At 34.4% G+C, this 16,668-nt stretch carries 11 protein-coding genes and 1 pseudogene; all 12 read right to left on the reverse strand.

Annotated features, from left to right (window positions below; all coding sequences use genetic code 11):
- Positions 1–560 precede the first annotated feature (560 nt).
- Positions 561–1,340, reverse strand: a pseudogene (gene tagH / locus AC4BHP_RS13030) (teichoic acids export ABC transporter ATP-binding subunit TagH); the annotation flags it as partial.
- A gap of 18 nt (positions 1,341–1,358) precedes the next feature.
- Positions 1,359–2,165 carry an ABC transporter permease gene (locus tag AC4BHP_RS13035; protein WP_066105973.1) on the reverse strand — a complete coding sequence of 269 codons (807 nt, stop codon included), beginning with the start codon at positions 2,163–2,165 and terminating at the stop codon, positions 1,359–1,361.
- Positions 2,166–2,222: 57 nt separating this feature from the next.
- Positions 2,223–3,419, reverse strand: a complete 1,197-nt coding sequence (locus AC4BHP_RS13040; RefSeq protein ID WP_490552665.1) for a CDP-glycerol glycerophosphotransferase family protein — start codon at positions 3,417–3,419, stop codon at positions 2,223–2,225.
- Positions 3,412–3,810: a glycerol-3-phosphate cytidylyltransferase gene (gene tagD, locus AC4BHP_RS13045; protein WP_066105967.1), complete on the reverse strand. Its 399-nt coding sequence runs from the start codon at positions 3,808–3,810 to the stop codon at positions 3,412–3,414. The genes AC4BHP_RS13040 and tagD overlap by 8 nt, the downstream gene beginning before the upstream one ends.
- Positions 3,811–4,073: 263 nt before the next feature.
- Positions 4,074–6,395, reverse strand: coding sequence for a bifunctional glycosyltransferase/CDP-glycerol:glycerophosphate glycerophosphotransferase (locus AC4BHP_RS13050; RefSeq protein WP_490552667.1), 2,322 nt, complete (start codon positions 6,393–6,395; stop codon positions 4,074–4,076).
- A 47-nt stretch (positions 6,396–6,442) separates the two neighbouring features.
- Positions 6,443–7,630: a CDP-glycerol glycerophosphotransferase family protein gene (locus AC4BHP_RS13055; RefSeq protein ID WP_490552669.1), complete on the reverse strand. Its 1,188-nt coding sequence runs from the start codon at positions 7,628–7,630 to the stop codon at positions 6,443–6,445.
- Positions 7,631–7,674: 44 nt separating this feature from the next.
- Complete coding sequence (locus tag AC4BHP_RS13060) at positions 7,675–8,838, reverse strand: CDP-glycerol glycerophosphotransferase family protein (RefSeq protein WP_066106837.1); 1,164 nt, start codon at positions 8,836–8,838, stop codon at positions 7,675–7,677.
- 32 nt (positions 8,839–8,870) lie between these two features.
- Positions 8,871–9,902 (reverse strand): ribitol-5-phosphate dehydrogenase, encoded by a 1,032-nt coding sequence (locus AC4BHP_RS13065; RefSeq protein WP_066105961.1) that lies wholly within the window; start codon positions 9,900–9,902, stop codon positions 8,871–8,873.
- Complete coding sequence (locus AC4BHP_RS13070; protein WP_066105957.1) at positions 9,895–10,611, reverse strand: IspD/TarI family cytidylyltransferase; 717 nt, start codon at positions 10,609–10,611, stop codon at positions 9,895–9,897. Before AC4BHP_RS13070 ends, AC4BHP_RS13065 begins: the two co-directional genes overlap by 8 nt.
- Before the next feature lie 349 nt (positions 10,612–10,960).
- Complete coding sequence (locus tag AC4BHP_RS13075; protein ID WP_490552672.1) at positions 10,961–13,369, reverse strand: glucosaminidase domain-containing protein; 2,409 nt, start codon at positions 13,367–13,369, stop codon at positions 10,961–10,963.
- A gap of 394 nt (positions 13,370–13,763) precedes the next feature.
- On the reverse strand, positions 13,764–14,939 hold the full coding sequence (locus tag AC4BHP_RS13080; protein WP_066105951.1) for a DHHW family protein: 1,176 nt from the start codon (positions 14,937–14,939) through the stop codon (positions 13,764–13,766).
- 12 nt (positions 14,940–14,951) lie between these two features.
- Positions 14,952–16,370, reverse strand: a complete 1,419-nt coding sequence (locus AC4BHP_RS13085; RefSeq protein WP_066105948.1) for an MBOAT family O-acyltransferase — start codon at positions 16,368–16,370, stop codon at positions 14,952–14,954.
- Between the last annotated feature and the right edge of the window lie 298 nt (positions 16,371–16,668).

Consider the following 16,668-nt stretch of genomic DNA (forward strand, 5'->3'; position numbering starts at 1 on the left):
CCTTTTAAAATGGAAATATCAAACAAAATTATTATTTTAATATATTTATATCCAATAATAATACTATATTAAACTTTTAATTACTTATCATTTTATTATATTAAACTAATTTTAGCATCTACGGAATTATAACTTAATGGTAATTAAATAAAATAAAGAAGTTGATTACTGAACAGAACAGCAATCAACTTATATTTAAATAGATTTCATATATATACTAACACTCTAATTTTATGGGTTATTAGCATTCCTGTTTTTTGGTATTTAATAAATATAACCATGAGTAATTAAATCCATCATATCTATAGCTAATTTAATTTATTTTAGAAATCATGGGCGTGAAAGCTTACCCATCTATATCAAACTTTCTCACAGTTCTTCTAAACTTATTCATTACTTTTTCTTTCTCTAATCCGAAAATATGTGTTCTTTCCTTAGTCATTTTCAGTATCCATCTTCATAATTTAGTTTAAAAGCGCAAACAGGCTATCATCCTGTGATGATAGCCTGTTGATAAAAATTAAATTTCATGTATTTTATTTCGATGTGATCGTCATGCTGCTTTGTTTTTTAATAGCAGCTTCTCTAAATGCTTTTTGTTGAGCTGGAGTCATAGCTCTGTATTCTTTCAAGAATTTCTCATATTTTGGAACAACATCTTCCACTGTACCAAAATCTTTTATTTCTCCATATTCAAGCCATAAAGCTTTATTACAGAAATCCTTTATTTGTCCGATCGCATGGCTAACAAAGAAGATTGTTTTCCCCTGGTCTCGGAAGCTGTACATTTTCTTTTTGGATTTCTCAGCAAAAGCCTGGTCACCTACTGATAATGCTTCGTCAATAATCAGAATATCAGGATCGACGGTTACAGAAATCGCAAAACCAAGTCTTGATTTCATCCCGCTGGAATATTTCTTAACAGGCTGATCAATAAACTTGCCTATATCCGCAAATTCAATAATTTCCGGCTCTAATTCCTGAATTTGCTTTTTATTGAAACCCAGCATTAAGCATTTCAACTCAATATTTTCACGGCCAGTCAGCTGGTTATTTAAACCGGAAGCAATGGCAATTAAAGACGTTTGTCCAACTGTTTTAACCGAACCCATTGTAGGAGGTACCACACCGGCAATAATATTGGATAATGTTGATTTACCTGATCCATTAACTCCAATCAGTCCAATAACATCACCCTTACTTGCTGTAAAACTAATATCCTGAAGTGCATAGAAATCATCTCCATATCCTCCCGGAAGAAGAATATCCAATAATTTATCGGAGGTTTTGCTATGCATTTTGTATCTTTTATAAACATTTTTTACAATAACTGTTTCCATAGTAGACCTCACTCCATTTTACAAATAATCCACAAAATGATTTCTAAATTTCAAATGAAGCGCTGATCCAATCATGAGTAACACAATCGTTACTCCCCAAAAGTATAACGTATAGTCTGCATGCTCAATAAAGTACCAGGACTGGCCTAACATCGCTGCACGATACCCCTCCACTAGATACGTAAGTGGATTAAATTTAATAATCATTTGTAAAAATCCTGGCAAACTATTTGAAACCCACAAGATAGGGGTTAAATAAATCAGCATCCTCATGATGGCTTGGACAATCATGACTACATCACGGACAATGGTAGCCAACGTGGAGGTAACGAGTGTAACAGCAAAAAACAGAATGATAGCCGCAATCATAAAGTAAGGCAGCTGTAGATAATACAACGAAATAGGGAAACCACCAAACTGCAAAATGATAGAAACAATAATCACGATGACAATATGCTGATAAAATTTCGACATAATGACATATGAAGGAATCGCACTCATAGGAAAACTCATTTTAGAGATAAAATTAATCCTCGTATAAATCGATTTTGTTCCATCCATAATGGCTGGATTGGCAAAGAACCACAATGAAATTCCGGATAGCATCCAGTAGATAAATGGCACGTCCCCAATTTCTCTGCCTCCCCGGATTCCCATCCCGAATACAACCCAATATACTCCTATTTGAATCAAGGGATTTAAGAATTCCCACATGATTCCTAAATAGTTACTATTATTAGCACTTTTTAATTCAAATACAGACAATCGTTTTATTAAATAAAATGAACGTATTTGTTCTTGTATGACTGTAAACATAGACTTCATAAATTCTGAATATCCTTCCCCACTATTTTACAACAGATACATGTAATGCAAAGAGTCTTACAGCGCTCTCTGTTTGGATAGTATTGTTTTTTCATCAAACAAATATGAAATTAAGTTTTCGCTGGAATGTCCTTTTGAATACTTATTCCATTTATTTGCATACTCTTCAATCATGTCCATATCAAAGCTGTTCTCTTTAATGAGGTCAATAATCGCCTCTGTATTGTTTACTACTGGTCCTGGAACCATTTTTTCATATTGTTCCCAAAGTCCTCTATCTTTTGTGTATTCAACTAAATCATAGGCAAAGAATATCATCGGTTTCTTTAATAATGAAAACTCGTATGATATAGAGGAATAGTCTGTTATTAAAATATCCGCAACCACCAATAATTCATTAATATCGTACTTTGGTTTAGAATAATTCAGGACAAAATTGGGATAGATTTTTGAATAGTCCGGAATATCCTTAATAGCTGGATGCAAACGTAACATAACGACATAATCGTTATGCAATTCATCGTATAATCTTTTTAAATCTAATTCTAACTGAAATTTATCCAATTCGTTATCACGATAAGTAGGCGCATATAATATTACTTTTTTATCCCAGAGCAATCTGTTCTCGTTAGTCAATTGATTGAATACACTTTCTTTTTCAGCCTGATTATAAAAAAAGTCAGTTCGGGGGATACCAGTTCTAAGGATATTTTCTCCCTTTAAATTAAATGCATTCATGAAGTAAGTTCCCATAATATCAGAACCAACTACTACTTTGTTAAAACGTTTATAAACATCTTTGAAACGTTTTACAGCTTTTTCAGACCTGTTTTGAACAGAGGCATCTTCCAAGCCAAATTTTTTGATAGCTCCTGAGGCATGCCAAAGCTGAATACATTCCACTCCCGGTCTAAAGTCAGTGGCAGCCAAAAAACCATAATAATTATCAACAAATACATAACGAGATGTCGCCAAATGATAAATAGATTGAATGAAATCAATCGGATTTTTATTTTCAATCAGTGCTATAGTAGCATCCTCATATTGCTGAAACCTTTTATAGCTTGTACCCTTACATAAAAAAACCACGTCAAAAGCAATATGTTTTCGACGCATTTCTTCATATACATACTGAGTGTTATCACCAAAAGATACAATAAATGCCACCTTATTTTGGATAGGGAATAAATTAAAAATATTAAATACGATTTTAAAAATCAACAAATACAACTGAATAACAAGTTCTTTAACCATTTTTCACCTTAAATAAGTCTTTTTTGATTTGAGATGTTGAAATACCGATTGTTCTTGGCAAGTAAACGACCTGGCAGTGCTCTTTTAGAAAGTCAAAATGACCTTCCCAATCATCACCCATGACAAAAACATCTATATCATGTTCCTTAATATCTTTAATCTTCTGTTCCCAATTTTCCTCCGGAATCACTTCATCAACAAATTCAATTGATTCCAAAATCAGTTTTCTATTTTCATAGCTATGATAAGCTTTTTTATTTTTCGCCTTATTAAACTCATCAGTGGATAAGCCCACTACTAAATAATCGCCCATTTCCTTGGCTCTTCTTAAAATATTAATATGACCGACATGTAATAAGTCAAAAGTGCCATACGTAATAATCTTTTTCATTTCTACATCTCCTTACCTAGTTCATTAGCAAACTGGTAACTGACCAAAAAACGGAGCATCATACAAAAACAAGATGAAAACTTATTCTTAATTATATAACTCATGCATCTAACTTTCAAACCTGTGTCGAATACAATCTAAATTATATCGTATACACGTATTATTTGTAACATAAAGTTAATGCCTCTTTATGTTATATATGTTTATAACATGTCTAAGTCTTCATTTCATCTCACAAAAAAAGGAAATCATGATCTGGTCGATCATGATTTTTTAATTGGTTTTATAAATGTATCTACAAAACGTTTGGATGCTTTTCCATCAAAGTCTTCAAAGAATCGTTCTTTAAAAGCTTTAACCTTTTGAATGTTGAAGGAGTTTTGTTGAATCAGAGAGATAACTTGTTCTGTCTTCTCTGCAAGAGGGCCCGGGATAAATTCTTTGTACTCATAGTAGAAACCTCTATCTTCCAAATAATCCTCTAAATCGTATGCAAAGAAAATCATCGGCCTTTCAAGCAATGCGTATTCAAATATGACTGATGAATAATCACTTATTAATATATCTGTAATAGATAAAACATTATTGATATCATTCTTACTTAAATTTAATACGAAATCCTCTGCTTCTTTCGGTATGTCAATACCTTTCGTAACAGATGGATGAAGTTTCAATACTAATACATATTCATCCGATAGCTCTTCAGCCATTTTTTTTAAATCGAGCTGAATATTGAAGCTCGCTCGCTTTCCCGGACCTCCTCTAAAGGTTGGAGCATACGTAATGATCTTCTTATTACGTAAAGCCGGATAAACCGCTTCATATTTTTGTTTAATATATTCAATCCCTTCCGTATCAAAAAACACATCTGTTCTCGGAAGACCTACCGGATATACATTTTCTTCTGGTATATTAAAAGCTTCCGCATAGTGAGGGACTATTTCTTTACTTGTAACAGCCACTTTAGTATAGGAACCATGAGCTTCATTTTCAAACTCTTCCGTGTTGCTTTCTCGATAGCCTACCGCACTGTGTCCAAATTTCTTAAAGGCACCGGCAGCATGCCAAGTTTGAATCACTTCTGTTCTTTTTCTGGCCTTTAATTTATATAGCGGACGGTAATAATCATCCAAAATGACATATTTTGAAGTAGCAATGTCATAATATAATTTGGCAAACTCCTTACAGGATCTCTTCTTTTTAAAATATCCTACCACTTTATAGCCAGGTCTTGATTCCGCGATTTCATCATAAATACACTCAAAGGAATCCTGCAACTTTGGCATCTTATTTGATGCAAAAGTAATTTTATTTTGAAGAGGCAGAAATCCGGATAACGGAAAGACAATACGTCTTACAGCAGCTGTCTTTACTTTAGTCTTAAACCTTTTATATTTTCTGCCATACACATACATTTGGATAGGGAGGAAGCTGTTCTGCCTATCTGTTTTTTGGGTTGCTATAAATGTTCTTTTAAAAGAAGGGGAATTCAATAACCTGGATTCAGTTTTAAAAGAAATCTTATCAAAAGCAATATCCAAACATTCCTTATAACTTTTTCTTGCTGAAGATCCCATTAAATCAAATCGATTCACTAAGTTTTTAAAAATAACCGTATGAAGCGCTGGAATTTCATTAAACAAATTCTTATCTAAACTCTTTACCCAATCATTAAAAATTTTAAAGGTTTGAACTGCAATGTCGCTATTTCTGCTATCCACTGCATTACGAATTGCCGGCCATATATCTGCTGAAACCAAGCGATTGTAATAAAATTTCTTAACGTGAAAACGTGACACTTCGTTGTCAATATATTTCTCCCATAAAGGATCAGATATAGACATACTATTCATAATGTCTTTCAGAACACTTACTGAATTAACACGTACAGTTTGTGATAAAGATAGGTTATCCTCATCTTCTCTGGAACGATAATTATAAATCACTTTATCAATCGTATAAATATCAGCACCGGCTCGTAGATAAGCTTCAATAACAAATGGCTGATCTTCCGTTACCTTTATTCCTGATGGGAAGGATATATCCTTTATGATGTCACGGCGATAAATCTTATTGCATGGCCCCAAAGAATATAGTAATTCTTGATTAGCAACTAAGTTCTTTTCACCTTTTTCATACACTTTATTATTATAGTGACTGCCAATAAACCAAGTCTCCGTTTTATTAAAGCTCAGAGATGCTCCCAGCACGATAGCTGAATTCTTTTCAAGAGCGGCTTTGTACATACTCTCCAACGCATCAAGCGGCAGTATATCATCTGAATCCACAAAACTGATATACTCGCCTCGGGCTACTTTTAACCCATTATTACGGGCTGCACCAGGACCGGAATTCTCTTGCTTCACAAAAATGATATTGGAATATCTCTGACTGTATTCCTCAATAATCTCCGGGCTGCGATCAGTAGATCCATCATCTATCATAATGATTTCTATCGGTGATAGGGTTTGATTGACTAATGAATCTAATGTTTCCCGCAAATATTCTTCAACATTGTAGACGGGTGTAATGATACTCACTTTAATTTTTCTATTATTTACACCCTCAATTTGTTTAGTATCCATATTGACTTTAACCCCTCTTAGTAGTTGTTTTTCTGTTTTAATATTCATCATTTTAATAAATCGACAACTCGTTCGCTGGATTTCCCATCGATATCATCAAAAAAGTACTCTCTAAACGCATCTAGCTTTTCTGTATGAAACTGCCTGCTTTTTATCGTACTAATCAATTCTTCCTCGGTTCTAACCAGAGGACCTGGAATAAATGATTGATAGTCATAATAAAAATCTCTTTCTGACGTATATTCTTCCATGTCTGGAGCATAGAAAATCATAGGTTTATCCAATAATGCATATTCAAAACATACAGATGAATAGTCTGTAATCAGAAGATCTGTAATCAACAATAAGTCATTGATCTCACTATAAAATGAGAAATCATAAAAAAAAGAACTATACTTAAGCGGTATCTCCCATTTTTCCTTAACAAATGGGTGAATCTTAAACAAGAATATATATTCATCATGAAATGCCTGATAAATTTTATCCAGATTCAGATATTCCAACGGGTAATAAGCGGATTGTTGCCCAGGACCCCGAAAGGTTGGTGCAAATAAAATAACCTTCTTATCTTTAAGAAAAGGATATTGCTCATAAAGCTCACTTCTCTTCTTAGTTTTATATTCCTGATCAGAAAATATATCAGTTCTGGGAATACCTGTAGCGACAACTTTACTTTCTTCAATTCCAAATCCTTCAGCATAATGCTTTGCGACATTTTTGGAACTGACAATTGCTTTAGTATAGTTCCTATGGTTTAACGAATCCGGATCAGGGCCTCCCGGCAAACCAACACGGCTAAACCCGAATTTTTTGAATGCTCCTACTGCATGCCAAAGCTGAATCAGCTCAGCGCCTTCTCTGATTTTCAATGGGTATACCATTGGGTAAAAATCATCAAGTAAGATGTATTTCGATGTTGCTAAATCATAGGATAGCTTCAGAATTTCCTTACAGGTTTTCTTTGCTGATGTCCCCTCTTTTAACATATATCTATAAGTGAAACCTTTATTTTGCCTTTGCAATTCATCAAATACAAAACGAAAATTACCCTCCATTTTTGTTCGACTATCTGAGGCAAATAAGATTTTCTTTTTATTAATTGGCAAGATAGTAAATACCCGATAACAAAATCTAAATACATAGGTAGAGAAAAATCGATTAAAAATTCTCCCCTTATTCTCTTTGAATTTTGATGTTATTCTTAGAAGTAAATTTGATTTCTCCAAATAGATCACTCACTTTTATCTATAAAACTAACTTATACACGCTTTATTTTTCTTTACTTGCTCAATAAGTGTTTTACAATTCTTTCGCTGGCTCTTCCATCTGTATAATCAAAGAACTCCTGCTGAAATTCCTCAATTTTAGTAATATTATAGCCCTTTTCTTTAATCCAATTAGCTAACGGCAAAGTTTCTGTAAAAAATGGGCCAGGTATAAAGTCAAGATACGGATAATAAAAATCCCTCTCTTTTAAATACTCTTCCAAATCATCCGCTATAAAAGCGATAGGACGCTTCAACAGACTATAATCAAAAATAACAGAAGAATAATCCGTAACTAAAATGTCTGCTAAAACTAATAACTCTTGAATATTATATCCCTTTTTCATGTGGATTACGAAATCACTATATTGTTCAATACCACTTAAATGTAATTTCATATAGGGATGTAAATGAATAATAAAAGCATATTCATCACCAAGTTTTTTCCTCATCAATTCCAAATCCACAGGCATAGTAAACTCTTCCTGATAATGGCTTTTACCACGGAAAGTGGGGGCGTATAAAATTAATTTCTTTCCATCCAACTGTGGATATTGCTGATAAAAACGAATCCTAAGCTTTTTATGCTCTTCATGATTATAAAAATAATCCGTTCTCGGAACTCCCAAGGGAAATATTTGTTCTTCAGGCATATTAAAAGCTTCAGCATAAGCTGGTATTACTTTTTCAGAACTGACATAAACTCTGGAGTAATTGGAGTGTACCTTGACTGTCTTTAAATAATCCTCGCTGGGTCCAAAATCCTTACCGATTGTACTCCAGCCAAACTTTTTAAAGGCTCCGGCAGCATGCCAAAGCTGTACAAATTCAGAACCATTTCGCGGTTTAACTACGTATATAGGAAAATAAAAATCATCTACAATAAAAAAGCGCGAAGTCGCTAAATGAAAACTTGCCCGGATTAGATGAAAGAAATAAGAGACTTTCCCTCCAATAGAGCTATTAAACTTTTTCGCCAGAACAAACCTTTTTTTCCGCGGATCATTTCGATCTATTTCGTTTGCTATGTAGGATAAATTACCTTCCAATTCATTAGAACGATACGTAGCAATGGTTATTTTATTTGGATCAACCTTAAAAAAAAGAGAAGACAAAGCATAAGCAAATTGAATACTATACTTTGTTAATAACGTAGGTATCATCTTCAAATGCTTCATACTTTGCCTTCCTGCCTTCCAATATTTAAAAATTATATTTTCCATTCCATAACTGTCTTACCCCAAGAAGAAGTCAGATCCTTTTCAAATGCAGATAAAATATCCCCAATTGTTTTAACCTCTTGCACTTCTCCAACTAAAGTACCCAAATAGTCAACAACATCCGGGTTTTCTTTTAGAAAGTTTACTGTTCTCACAAAATCTTCACGTCCGCTGCGGCTGCTTCCAATTAGTGTGATTCCTTTTTCCAAAATCATTCTTGTATTAACCTCAACTGGGAACTCAGATACCCCCATTAGAGATATAGAACCTTCCGGATGAAGGTGGTCGATCATCTGGTCAATCGCATATTGGCTTCCTTTCCCACCAACACATTCAAATGCATGATCAATTCTCAAATCTTCCGGGATTTCATCAATTGTATAAACTTCATCCACGAAGGAGAAGTTGTCCAATTTATATCCGGTTTTACCGAAAATAATAACTTTGCAGTCTTTGTACATTTTTTTAAGGAATAGAGTCGTAATGAACCCAAGGTTTCCATCTCCCCATACGCCAAATACATTGCGGCGTTTATGAGACCGACTCTCAAATCTGGATAAAACATGAGTTGTAATGGTCATCAATTCCGTAAATGCAACAACATACGGGTCAATTCCTTCTGGTAATTCAACAATGCGGTCCCGTCCCATAAAGACATAATCCTGCATGAATCCATCATAGCCACTTGAACGGAATTTGCTGGAACGCAAGTAGTTCTCACCAATTACTTCATCTTTCTCTGTCGGTGTGTTAGGTATCATAACGACCATTGTACCATTCTTAATTTCACCCTTAGGATCGTAGACGACCTTACCTATAGCTTCGTGGATTAAAGCCATTGGCAGCTTTTTCGCCATTGCTTCTTTCCCTCGAGATCCAGTATAGTATCGTTGGTCAGCAGCACAAATAGATAGATGCGTTGGTCTAACTACAACAAAATCTTCATGGTACTGTAGTGAACGATCATTATAAGCTACTTCAAATTGCCTAGGAGATACAAGTCTATATACCTGATTAATCATTGTTTATTCGCCCCTGTATAATAGCATTAGCAACTTTCAAATCATATGGAGTAGTAACCTTAATATTAAACACTTCGCCTTTAACGATCTTAACTTTTTCGCCTTTTAATGCACAGATTTTACAAGCATCTGTTAATATTCGTTTTTGCTCATCTGTTAAAGAGTTATAGTGTTCAGTCAACATTTTGATATTAAAGCTTTGTGGAGTTTGCCCCTGATACATGGTATCACGGACTGGGATGTCTGAAATAACTTCTCCATCCTCTGATTGGATGATTGTATCTATTGCTTCAATTACTGTATCAACCGCACCATATTTAAGACTGGCATCAATGTTCTCTTCAATAATCCGATGAGTTAAAAATGGACGTACAGAGTCATGAGTAATAATGACATCATCGTCATTGATCCCAAATGTCTTCTCTATATATCGAATACCACTCATAATAGATTCGTTTCGGTCTTTACCGCCTTCTACTACTACAATAAGGTTATTTTCACCGATAAATTTTCTGATGATATCTTTAGTATGGTTAATCCATTCTTTAGGTGTAACGACCAAAATTTTATCGAAGCGATCATTTAGCATAAATTTTTCAATTGTATGGATGATGATGGGCTTATTATTTAAAGGTAAATACTGCTTAGGCATATTCGTATTACCCATACGAGTGCCTTTACCACCTGCTAATATTTCTGCATAAATCATGACCTTACCTCATTTCTTTTTAAATTCAATATATGACAAAAAAGATTAAATTTCACCATTAGATTACGTTATAAAAATCCATGTAAACTATACACTTTTTCTAGTACCTTTTCAAGTATGCCCCTGCTAGCCCCTCTAAATCGACACACTTTATTCATTACTATACTAATTACCATACCATATAACTTATGTCCTTTGACATGCATAAACACATTTAACTATTACCAAGCAGGTTAAAGAAAAGGAACACGCTAAACAAAAACCTCCAAACCAGTTACCACCAGGCTGAAATATAAGCAGGTTAAATAACTAGTATTGGAGGTTTTGATATTCATATTAAACTACCACTTTATCGATAAACCGGTACATCGTATAGTAAGTTATATTGCGTTAAGCTGGCATACATTTCAGCCATTTTTCTTGTTTGTTTGACAGCCCAGCCAACATCAGATGCATATTGATGCGTAGCATATCCGTATTTAATCATTCCGTCTGGATTCCATCTCATTTTATAAAGAGTATTTTGTCCAGCGTGAATGTAATTCTTCGATACAAATGCCGCACCGCCTACAATGGCTTTTTCTATAGTCGTCCATCCTTGATTATAAGCATACTCTGCACCTTTATTATTAGCATCTCCATCAAAAGCTCCAATGCCGTATACATTGTACACCGTAACGCCATTATACTTGATTCCTGTTGCCAACGGACTAGTCCCATTTCCAGTTTCCAATAATGAATGGCTTATTAAATACACTTCGTTAATATTATGCGTCTTAGCAGCCTGTATAAAGGAGGATGCCTTACCAGCCAATACTCCTCTGCCCTTCAAAATTGTATTGTTAACTTCTGTCGCATTAGTTCCTGCCGGAGAAGACAGAACTAAGAACTGATAAAAGCTAGTAGAGGCCGCAGAGAAATTCTTTGGATCCATATAATAACGCACCTGCTCAGCAGTTGCATCAAAAAAACCTGGATCTGAAGCTCTCTCTATTGAGGTTATAAAATTCGTATATTTCGATAAGACCCCGGTAGTATCTGTTTGCGGCGGGGGATCCGTCAGCCTCATCTGCATTGCTACTGCTTGATCTAAAGTAATGGAGTACTGACTTAACTGTTCAGCACTTACATCAACCTTACGAATGTAAATATCCTGATACTTGCCATTTACCGTTATCCCGGTCACATACCAATTTGGACTGTAATCGTAATATTTTAATATTGTTCCTTTATTATATTTCCGTAAAACTTTAGAGTTAGTTGATGGTAATTGGTAAACATTTGTTGGTGATGTTTTTGCGATTCCCTGCAAGACTGCAGATTGTCTATCGGCTTGCTCTATATCTGCTTTATTAATATAAATAGTTGTTGCTTTTCCATTTACTGTGATAGTTGATTTATACCAATTAGTAGTATAATCATAGTATTTTAAAATGGTACCGGAAGAGTATCTTCTTAATACATTTGCATCTCTTGATGGTGCAGAATACACATTAGTTGGTTCCTTCAGTGCAATCCCCTCACCTTTTGTCGGGTTAGCAACAGGCTGCTCTATATCACTCTTTTTAATATAGATTGTCGTCAAGTTCCCTTTAATGGTGATGTTTGAACGGTACCACCCTGTTGTATAGGTATAATACTTTAATACGGTTCCTGCCGGATAAGTCCGGAGAACCTTCCCGCCTGTTGATGGTGACGCATACACATTAGTAGGATTTTTTACAGCAACTCCCTCGCCTCTTACGGGGTTACTTGTCGGAAGTTCTATGTCATTCTTATTAATATAAATCGTTGTCAGTTTTCCGTTGACCGTGATATTAGATTTATACCATCCTGAAGTATAGGTATAGAATTTCAGTATGGTACCAGAAGCATAAGTTCTAAGAACCTTCCCATCTGTTGTTGGTGATGCATACATATTAGTTGAGGTTTTTAGTGCAACTCCCTCACCTCTTACGGGGTTGTCCGTAGCTTGTTCAATATCTTTTTTGTTTATATAAATCTTAGTTAATTTACCATTTACAGTAATATTAGACCAATACCATTCTGTTGAATGTATATAAAATTTAAGCACTGTGCCTTTTGAATAGGTTCTAAGAACATTGGCACTCGTAGATGGAGTGGAATAAACTTTTGTGGCATTTAGTGTGACACCCTCGTAGACAGCAGAACTAGCTGCTACTGCCAGTTTACTCTGATTATTGCTTGTCTGCTGTTCTTCTGGTTGTTCCTCTTCAACTACTGGGTTCTGCTCTACAGTTTGTTGTTCTTCAGCAATTGGTTTGTCCTCTTCCTGATTGGATGGAACTTCTTCTTCAACCATTTCTTCCTCGGATGGAAGTTGGTCTACATTGGGTTCTTTTACTTGCGGTTTTTCTACTTGAGGATTTTCTTTCTGAATTTCATCATCCTGCATTTCTTGAGCAGGTAATTTAATATTTGATTTTTCTATATAACCCTTCCATATCTCACTCTTTTCTGGAATGCTATATTCGACAAGAAAAAAGCTTTCATCATCTTCATTTATCACAGTTACTTCCGTATTGTTTTGTAACTGAGTCAGAATCTCGCTCTCTTGATTATTTTCCTTATAAAGATTTACAGTACCACTCTCTTCTTCTGTGAATATGGTAGCCGTAACTCCTTCAGTATCCTTAGTTATCTCCTCGGTTACAGTTGCCAGCACCTGATAAGGCAGTAATGAAATAACCATACTCAGAATAACTAAATATATAGGTATTTTTTTTATAGCTGTCATTATATCTCCTTCTATATTAATTTCTCAGGTTGAGTAAATAGTTTAGCTCGTATGTATTTCTGCTTCACATCCTGAAAGTATAGTAAACAATCCTCCTTTTCTATCAATCAAATTACTTTTAATCCTTATAATAGGATATTAAATCCAAAAATACGCATATACTAAACTAGTCATATTTTAACAAACTACCAATATAATTTGTACCCTTTTTAGCAAAATTTGTCGAAAAATAACATATTAAGACTATTTTGGTTTTTAAAATATTTAAGTAAAGTTTTCTCTATGAAATTTCATAAATACTAAGCAATCTCCCTACTCCGATAATACTTTTCATAAACAAAAAGAAGCCGAGCGTCATAGCTCAAGCTTCTTTTTTACGTTTAGAATCAGTAAATCAAAAATCTAAAAACTGAGGTGTAATAAGGATAGAATTAATGTTGTGAACGAATACCACCGCATCAATATCATTTTTATTGATATATTCCTTAACAGTCATATGCTTATAGTGCCTTAAATCCAAAACTCTGGTTTCCTCAAAATGGGAAGGGAAAAATTGAATCATCGCATTAGCATAAGAATCTTTAAGGACTAATACCCTTTTGCCATTTTGCACGTTAGGATTTCGAATAATCCCTTCTGGCACATCTCCAGAGAAATAACTAACATATCGATTCGTATATACATCTTCTTTTTTTAATACCTCTTCATTAAAAAGAGGCTGATTACTTTTACCCCTATAGGATATTTCAAGCGGTTTTTCTTCTGCTTTTTTCTCCACTACCGTAATCGTGTCTACTTTGGAAATATTGCTTTTGCCTACCTTCCTCGCTTCAGAACCATAAAAAGAGGTAGTATCCTCCTTCCAACTATAGGCTGACATCGGTAAAGGTTGTCCAATATCAGCCAATCGTTCATTCATATTTGTTATGATTTCACTGTAAGCATAGTAGGCTGCCTTAGGCTTCCAATGATGGTCAGTATAAAAATACATATCTTTTTCATTCATATGCGGCTGAATAGCCGATCTCAAATCAAGAAAATTTACATCAGCAGAAAAACCTTTGGATAATTCATCAGACAGCTTATTAGCATTACTCTCTATATAATCCGGCAATTGATGCTCCATTATCGTTGTCTTATTAGGAGCCAGCGCAAAATAGACAGGTACACCTTTTTCCTTTAATCCAGCAGCGAAGTCATTGATCTTCTTATTTACATGTGTAATGGATTCATCCGTATTATCCGGCGCCACAGTGCTAATTAGATATCCATCATTGTTCATATAAACATCCTTAAAAAGACGTTGTCCAAAAACTTTATGACTGACAAGTGAATTGGTTTCTATCCAATGATTACGTAAAGGGAAATTATCATTATAATAATCCTCAAACCTGCTGAAATATTCGCCGGAGGTCAAAGTCTCTACATTTAAATCAGGTCGCTTCTCTAAAGTTCTTCCTTCCATTTCTGAACTCACACGATCCTGGTCTAACAAAGACCATATACCAAAAATAGAAATCAAACATAAGAAAAATATTGCTATAAAATATTGACTTGCTTTTTTTTCCATGCGATTACTCCTTTAAAAGCGGAAATAAATAAATGGGTTAAAAGTATTTGAAACAACATAGGTAACTGATAGGACAAATATAGTTACATAATAGACAGCTGACAACGTTTCTCTGCCGCCAATCATCATTTTAGATGATGTAAACACTGCTTTCTCTTGTATTAATTTAAATATAGGTGTTGCAGCTATAATAGCCATTAAAATAATGATGCCATATTCAAAGGTATAATATTTCGCTTGAAGATCCCATAGGCCTATACCATTAAAGCCAAACATGGTCTGTATATAAGCAAATGCATAATCAAAAGTTTCTGATCGGAAGAAAACCCAACCAATAACTACAATAATCAAGGAATATACATGTTGCAGGAAAACTGGAATCCTTTTCAATAGTTTTCCAAGAAATGCTCTCTCCATCATAATAAATAAACCGTAATATAATCCCCAAGCTATAAAGGTCCAGCTCGCACCATGCCATAATCCTGTGGCAAACCAAACAATTAAAAGATTCCTATATGTCGTTAGATTGCCGTTTCTATTTCCACCCAGCGGGATATACAAGTAGTCCCTAAACCATGATCCTAAAGATATATGCCATCTTCTCCAAAATTCAGCAATGGACTTTGAAATATATGGATAGTTAAAGTTCTCAAGGAATTCAAAACCAAACATTTTCCCTAATCCAATAGCCATATCCGAGTATCCTGAAAAGTCGAAGTAGATTTGCAATGAATAGGCAATAATTCCAATCCAAGCTAGCCCAGTTGACATTTCCGAAGGATGCAAGGCAAATATTTGATCAGCTACTAACCCACAGTTATTAGCTAGCAACATTTTTTTTGCCAATCCGATAATGAATCTTTTTACACCTTCTGAAAATTTATCGAAGTTTTCAAACCTTACTTTAATCTGATCTGCCACTGTTTGATAGCGAACAATAGGTCCGGCAATCAATTGTGGGAACAAAGCAATATATAGAGCCATATTAAGAGGGTTTTTTTGCACATCCCCATCTCTTCGATAAACATCTATTACATAGCTCATTGCTTGGAAAGTGAAGAAAGATATACCGATTGGTAATGGAATAGTCGGAATTGAAATAGTAGTATGAAGAATCTCATTTATGCTATCCACAAGGAAGTTGGCATATTTAAAAACTCCTAATAATAATAGGTTGCACGCAACCATAATTCCCATTATCCATTTAACCTGAGTCTTTTTGTCTCTTTTAGCGTCTACAAATAAGGCAAAAAGATAATTCATTATAATGGATATAATCATAATGATTACAAATTTAGGTTCACCCCACGCATAAAAAAACAAACTAGCAGCCAGCAGTACGATATTCTTCAGTCCTGGCCGAACCAAAAAGTATAAAATTAAAACTAGTGGTAGGAATAAGAATAAAAAAACAGTCGAACTGAATAACATGTGCTTACCTCTCTTTATCTTGGCAATAAAATAAAAACCAAAAAAAATCATATCATATTTAACGAGATTAGAATACACATAATTATACCAATATGTTACATATACCTTCGTATAGCATTAGCCTTACTCTCTTAGCTCGCTATATTCACCCTTTTGATATGCCAAGTAGCTAAATAATGAGGCGCTTTTCCTTGCTAATGTCCCATAAATGACACATAGTAAGTAATACTTCCTCTCTTAGCCAAGTCTCTAAATAACAATTTCTTCTAGTTTACCGCCATTTACTAACATTGATGAT

The organism is Pradoshia sp. Z4_20 (assembly GCF_058216035.1).

Coding starts and splice junctions, on each gene's coding strand:
- AC4BHP_RS13035 (WP_066105973.1), bottom strand. CDS start 2,165: ATGAAGTCTATGTTTACAGTCATACAAGAACAAATACGTTCATTTTAT.
- AC4BHP_RS13040 (WP_490552665.1), bottom strand. CDS start 3,419: ATGGTTAAAGAACTTGTTATTCAGTTGTATTTGTTGATTTTTAAAATC.
- tagD (WP_066105967.1), bottom strand. CDS start 3,810: ATGAAAAAGATTATTACGTATGGCACTTTTGACTTATTACATGTCGGT.
- AC4BHP_RS13050 (WP_490552667.1), bottom strand. CDS start 6,395: ATGGATACTAAACAAATTGAGGGTGTAAATAATAGAAAAATTAAAGTG.
- AC4BHP_RS13060 (WP_066106837.1), bottom strand. CDS start 8,838: ATGAAGCATTTGAAGATGATACCTACGTTATTAACAAAGTATAGTATT.
- AC4BHP_RS13065 (WP_066105961.1), bottom strand. CDS start 9,902: ATGATTAATCAGGTATATAGACTTGTATCTCCTAGGCAATTTGAAGTA.
- AC4BHP_RS13070 (WP_066105957.1), bottom strand. CDS start 10,611: ATGATTTATGCAGAAATATTAGCAGGTGGTAAAGGCACTCGTATGGGT.
- AC4BHP_RS13075 (WP_490552672.1), bottom strand. CDS start 13,369: ATGACAGCTATAAAAAAAATACCTATATATTTAGTTATTCTGAGTATG.
- AC4BHP_RS13080 (WP_066105951.1), bottom strand. CDS start 14,939: ATGGAAAAAAAAGCAAGTCAATATTTTATAGCAATATTTTTCTTATGT.
- AC4BHP_RS13085 (WP_066105948.1), bottom strand. CDS start 16,370: ATGTTATTCAGTTCGACTGTTTTTTTATTCTTATTCCTACCACTAGTT.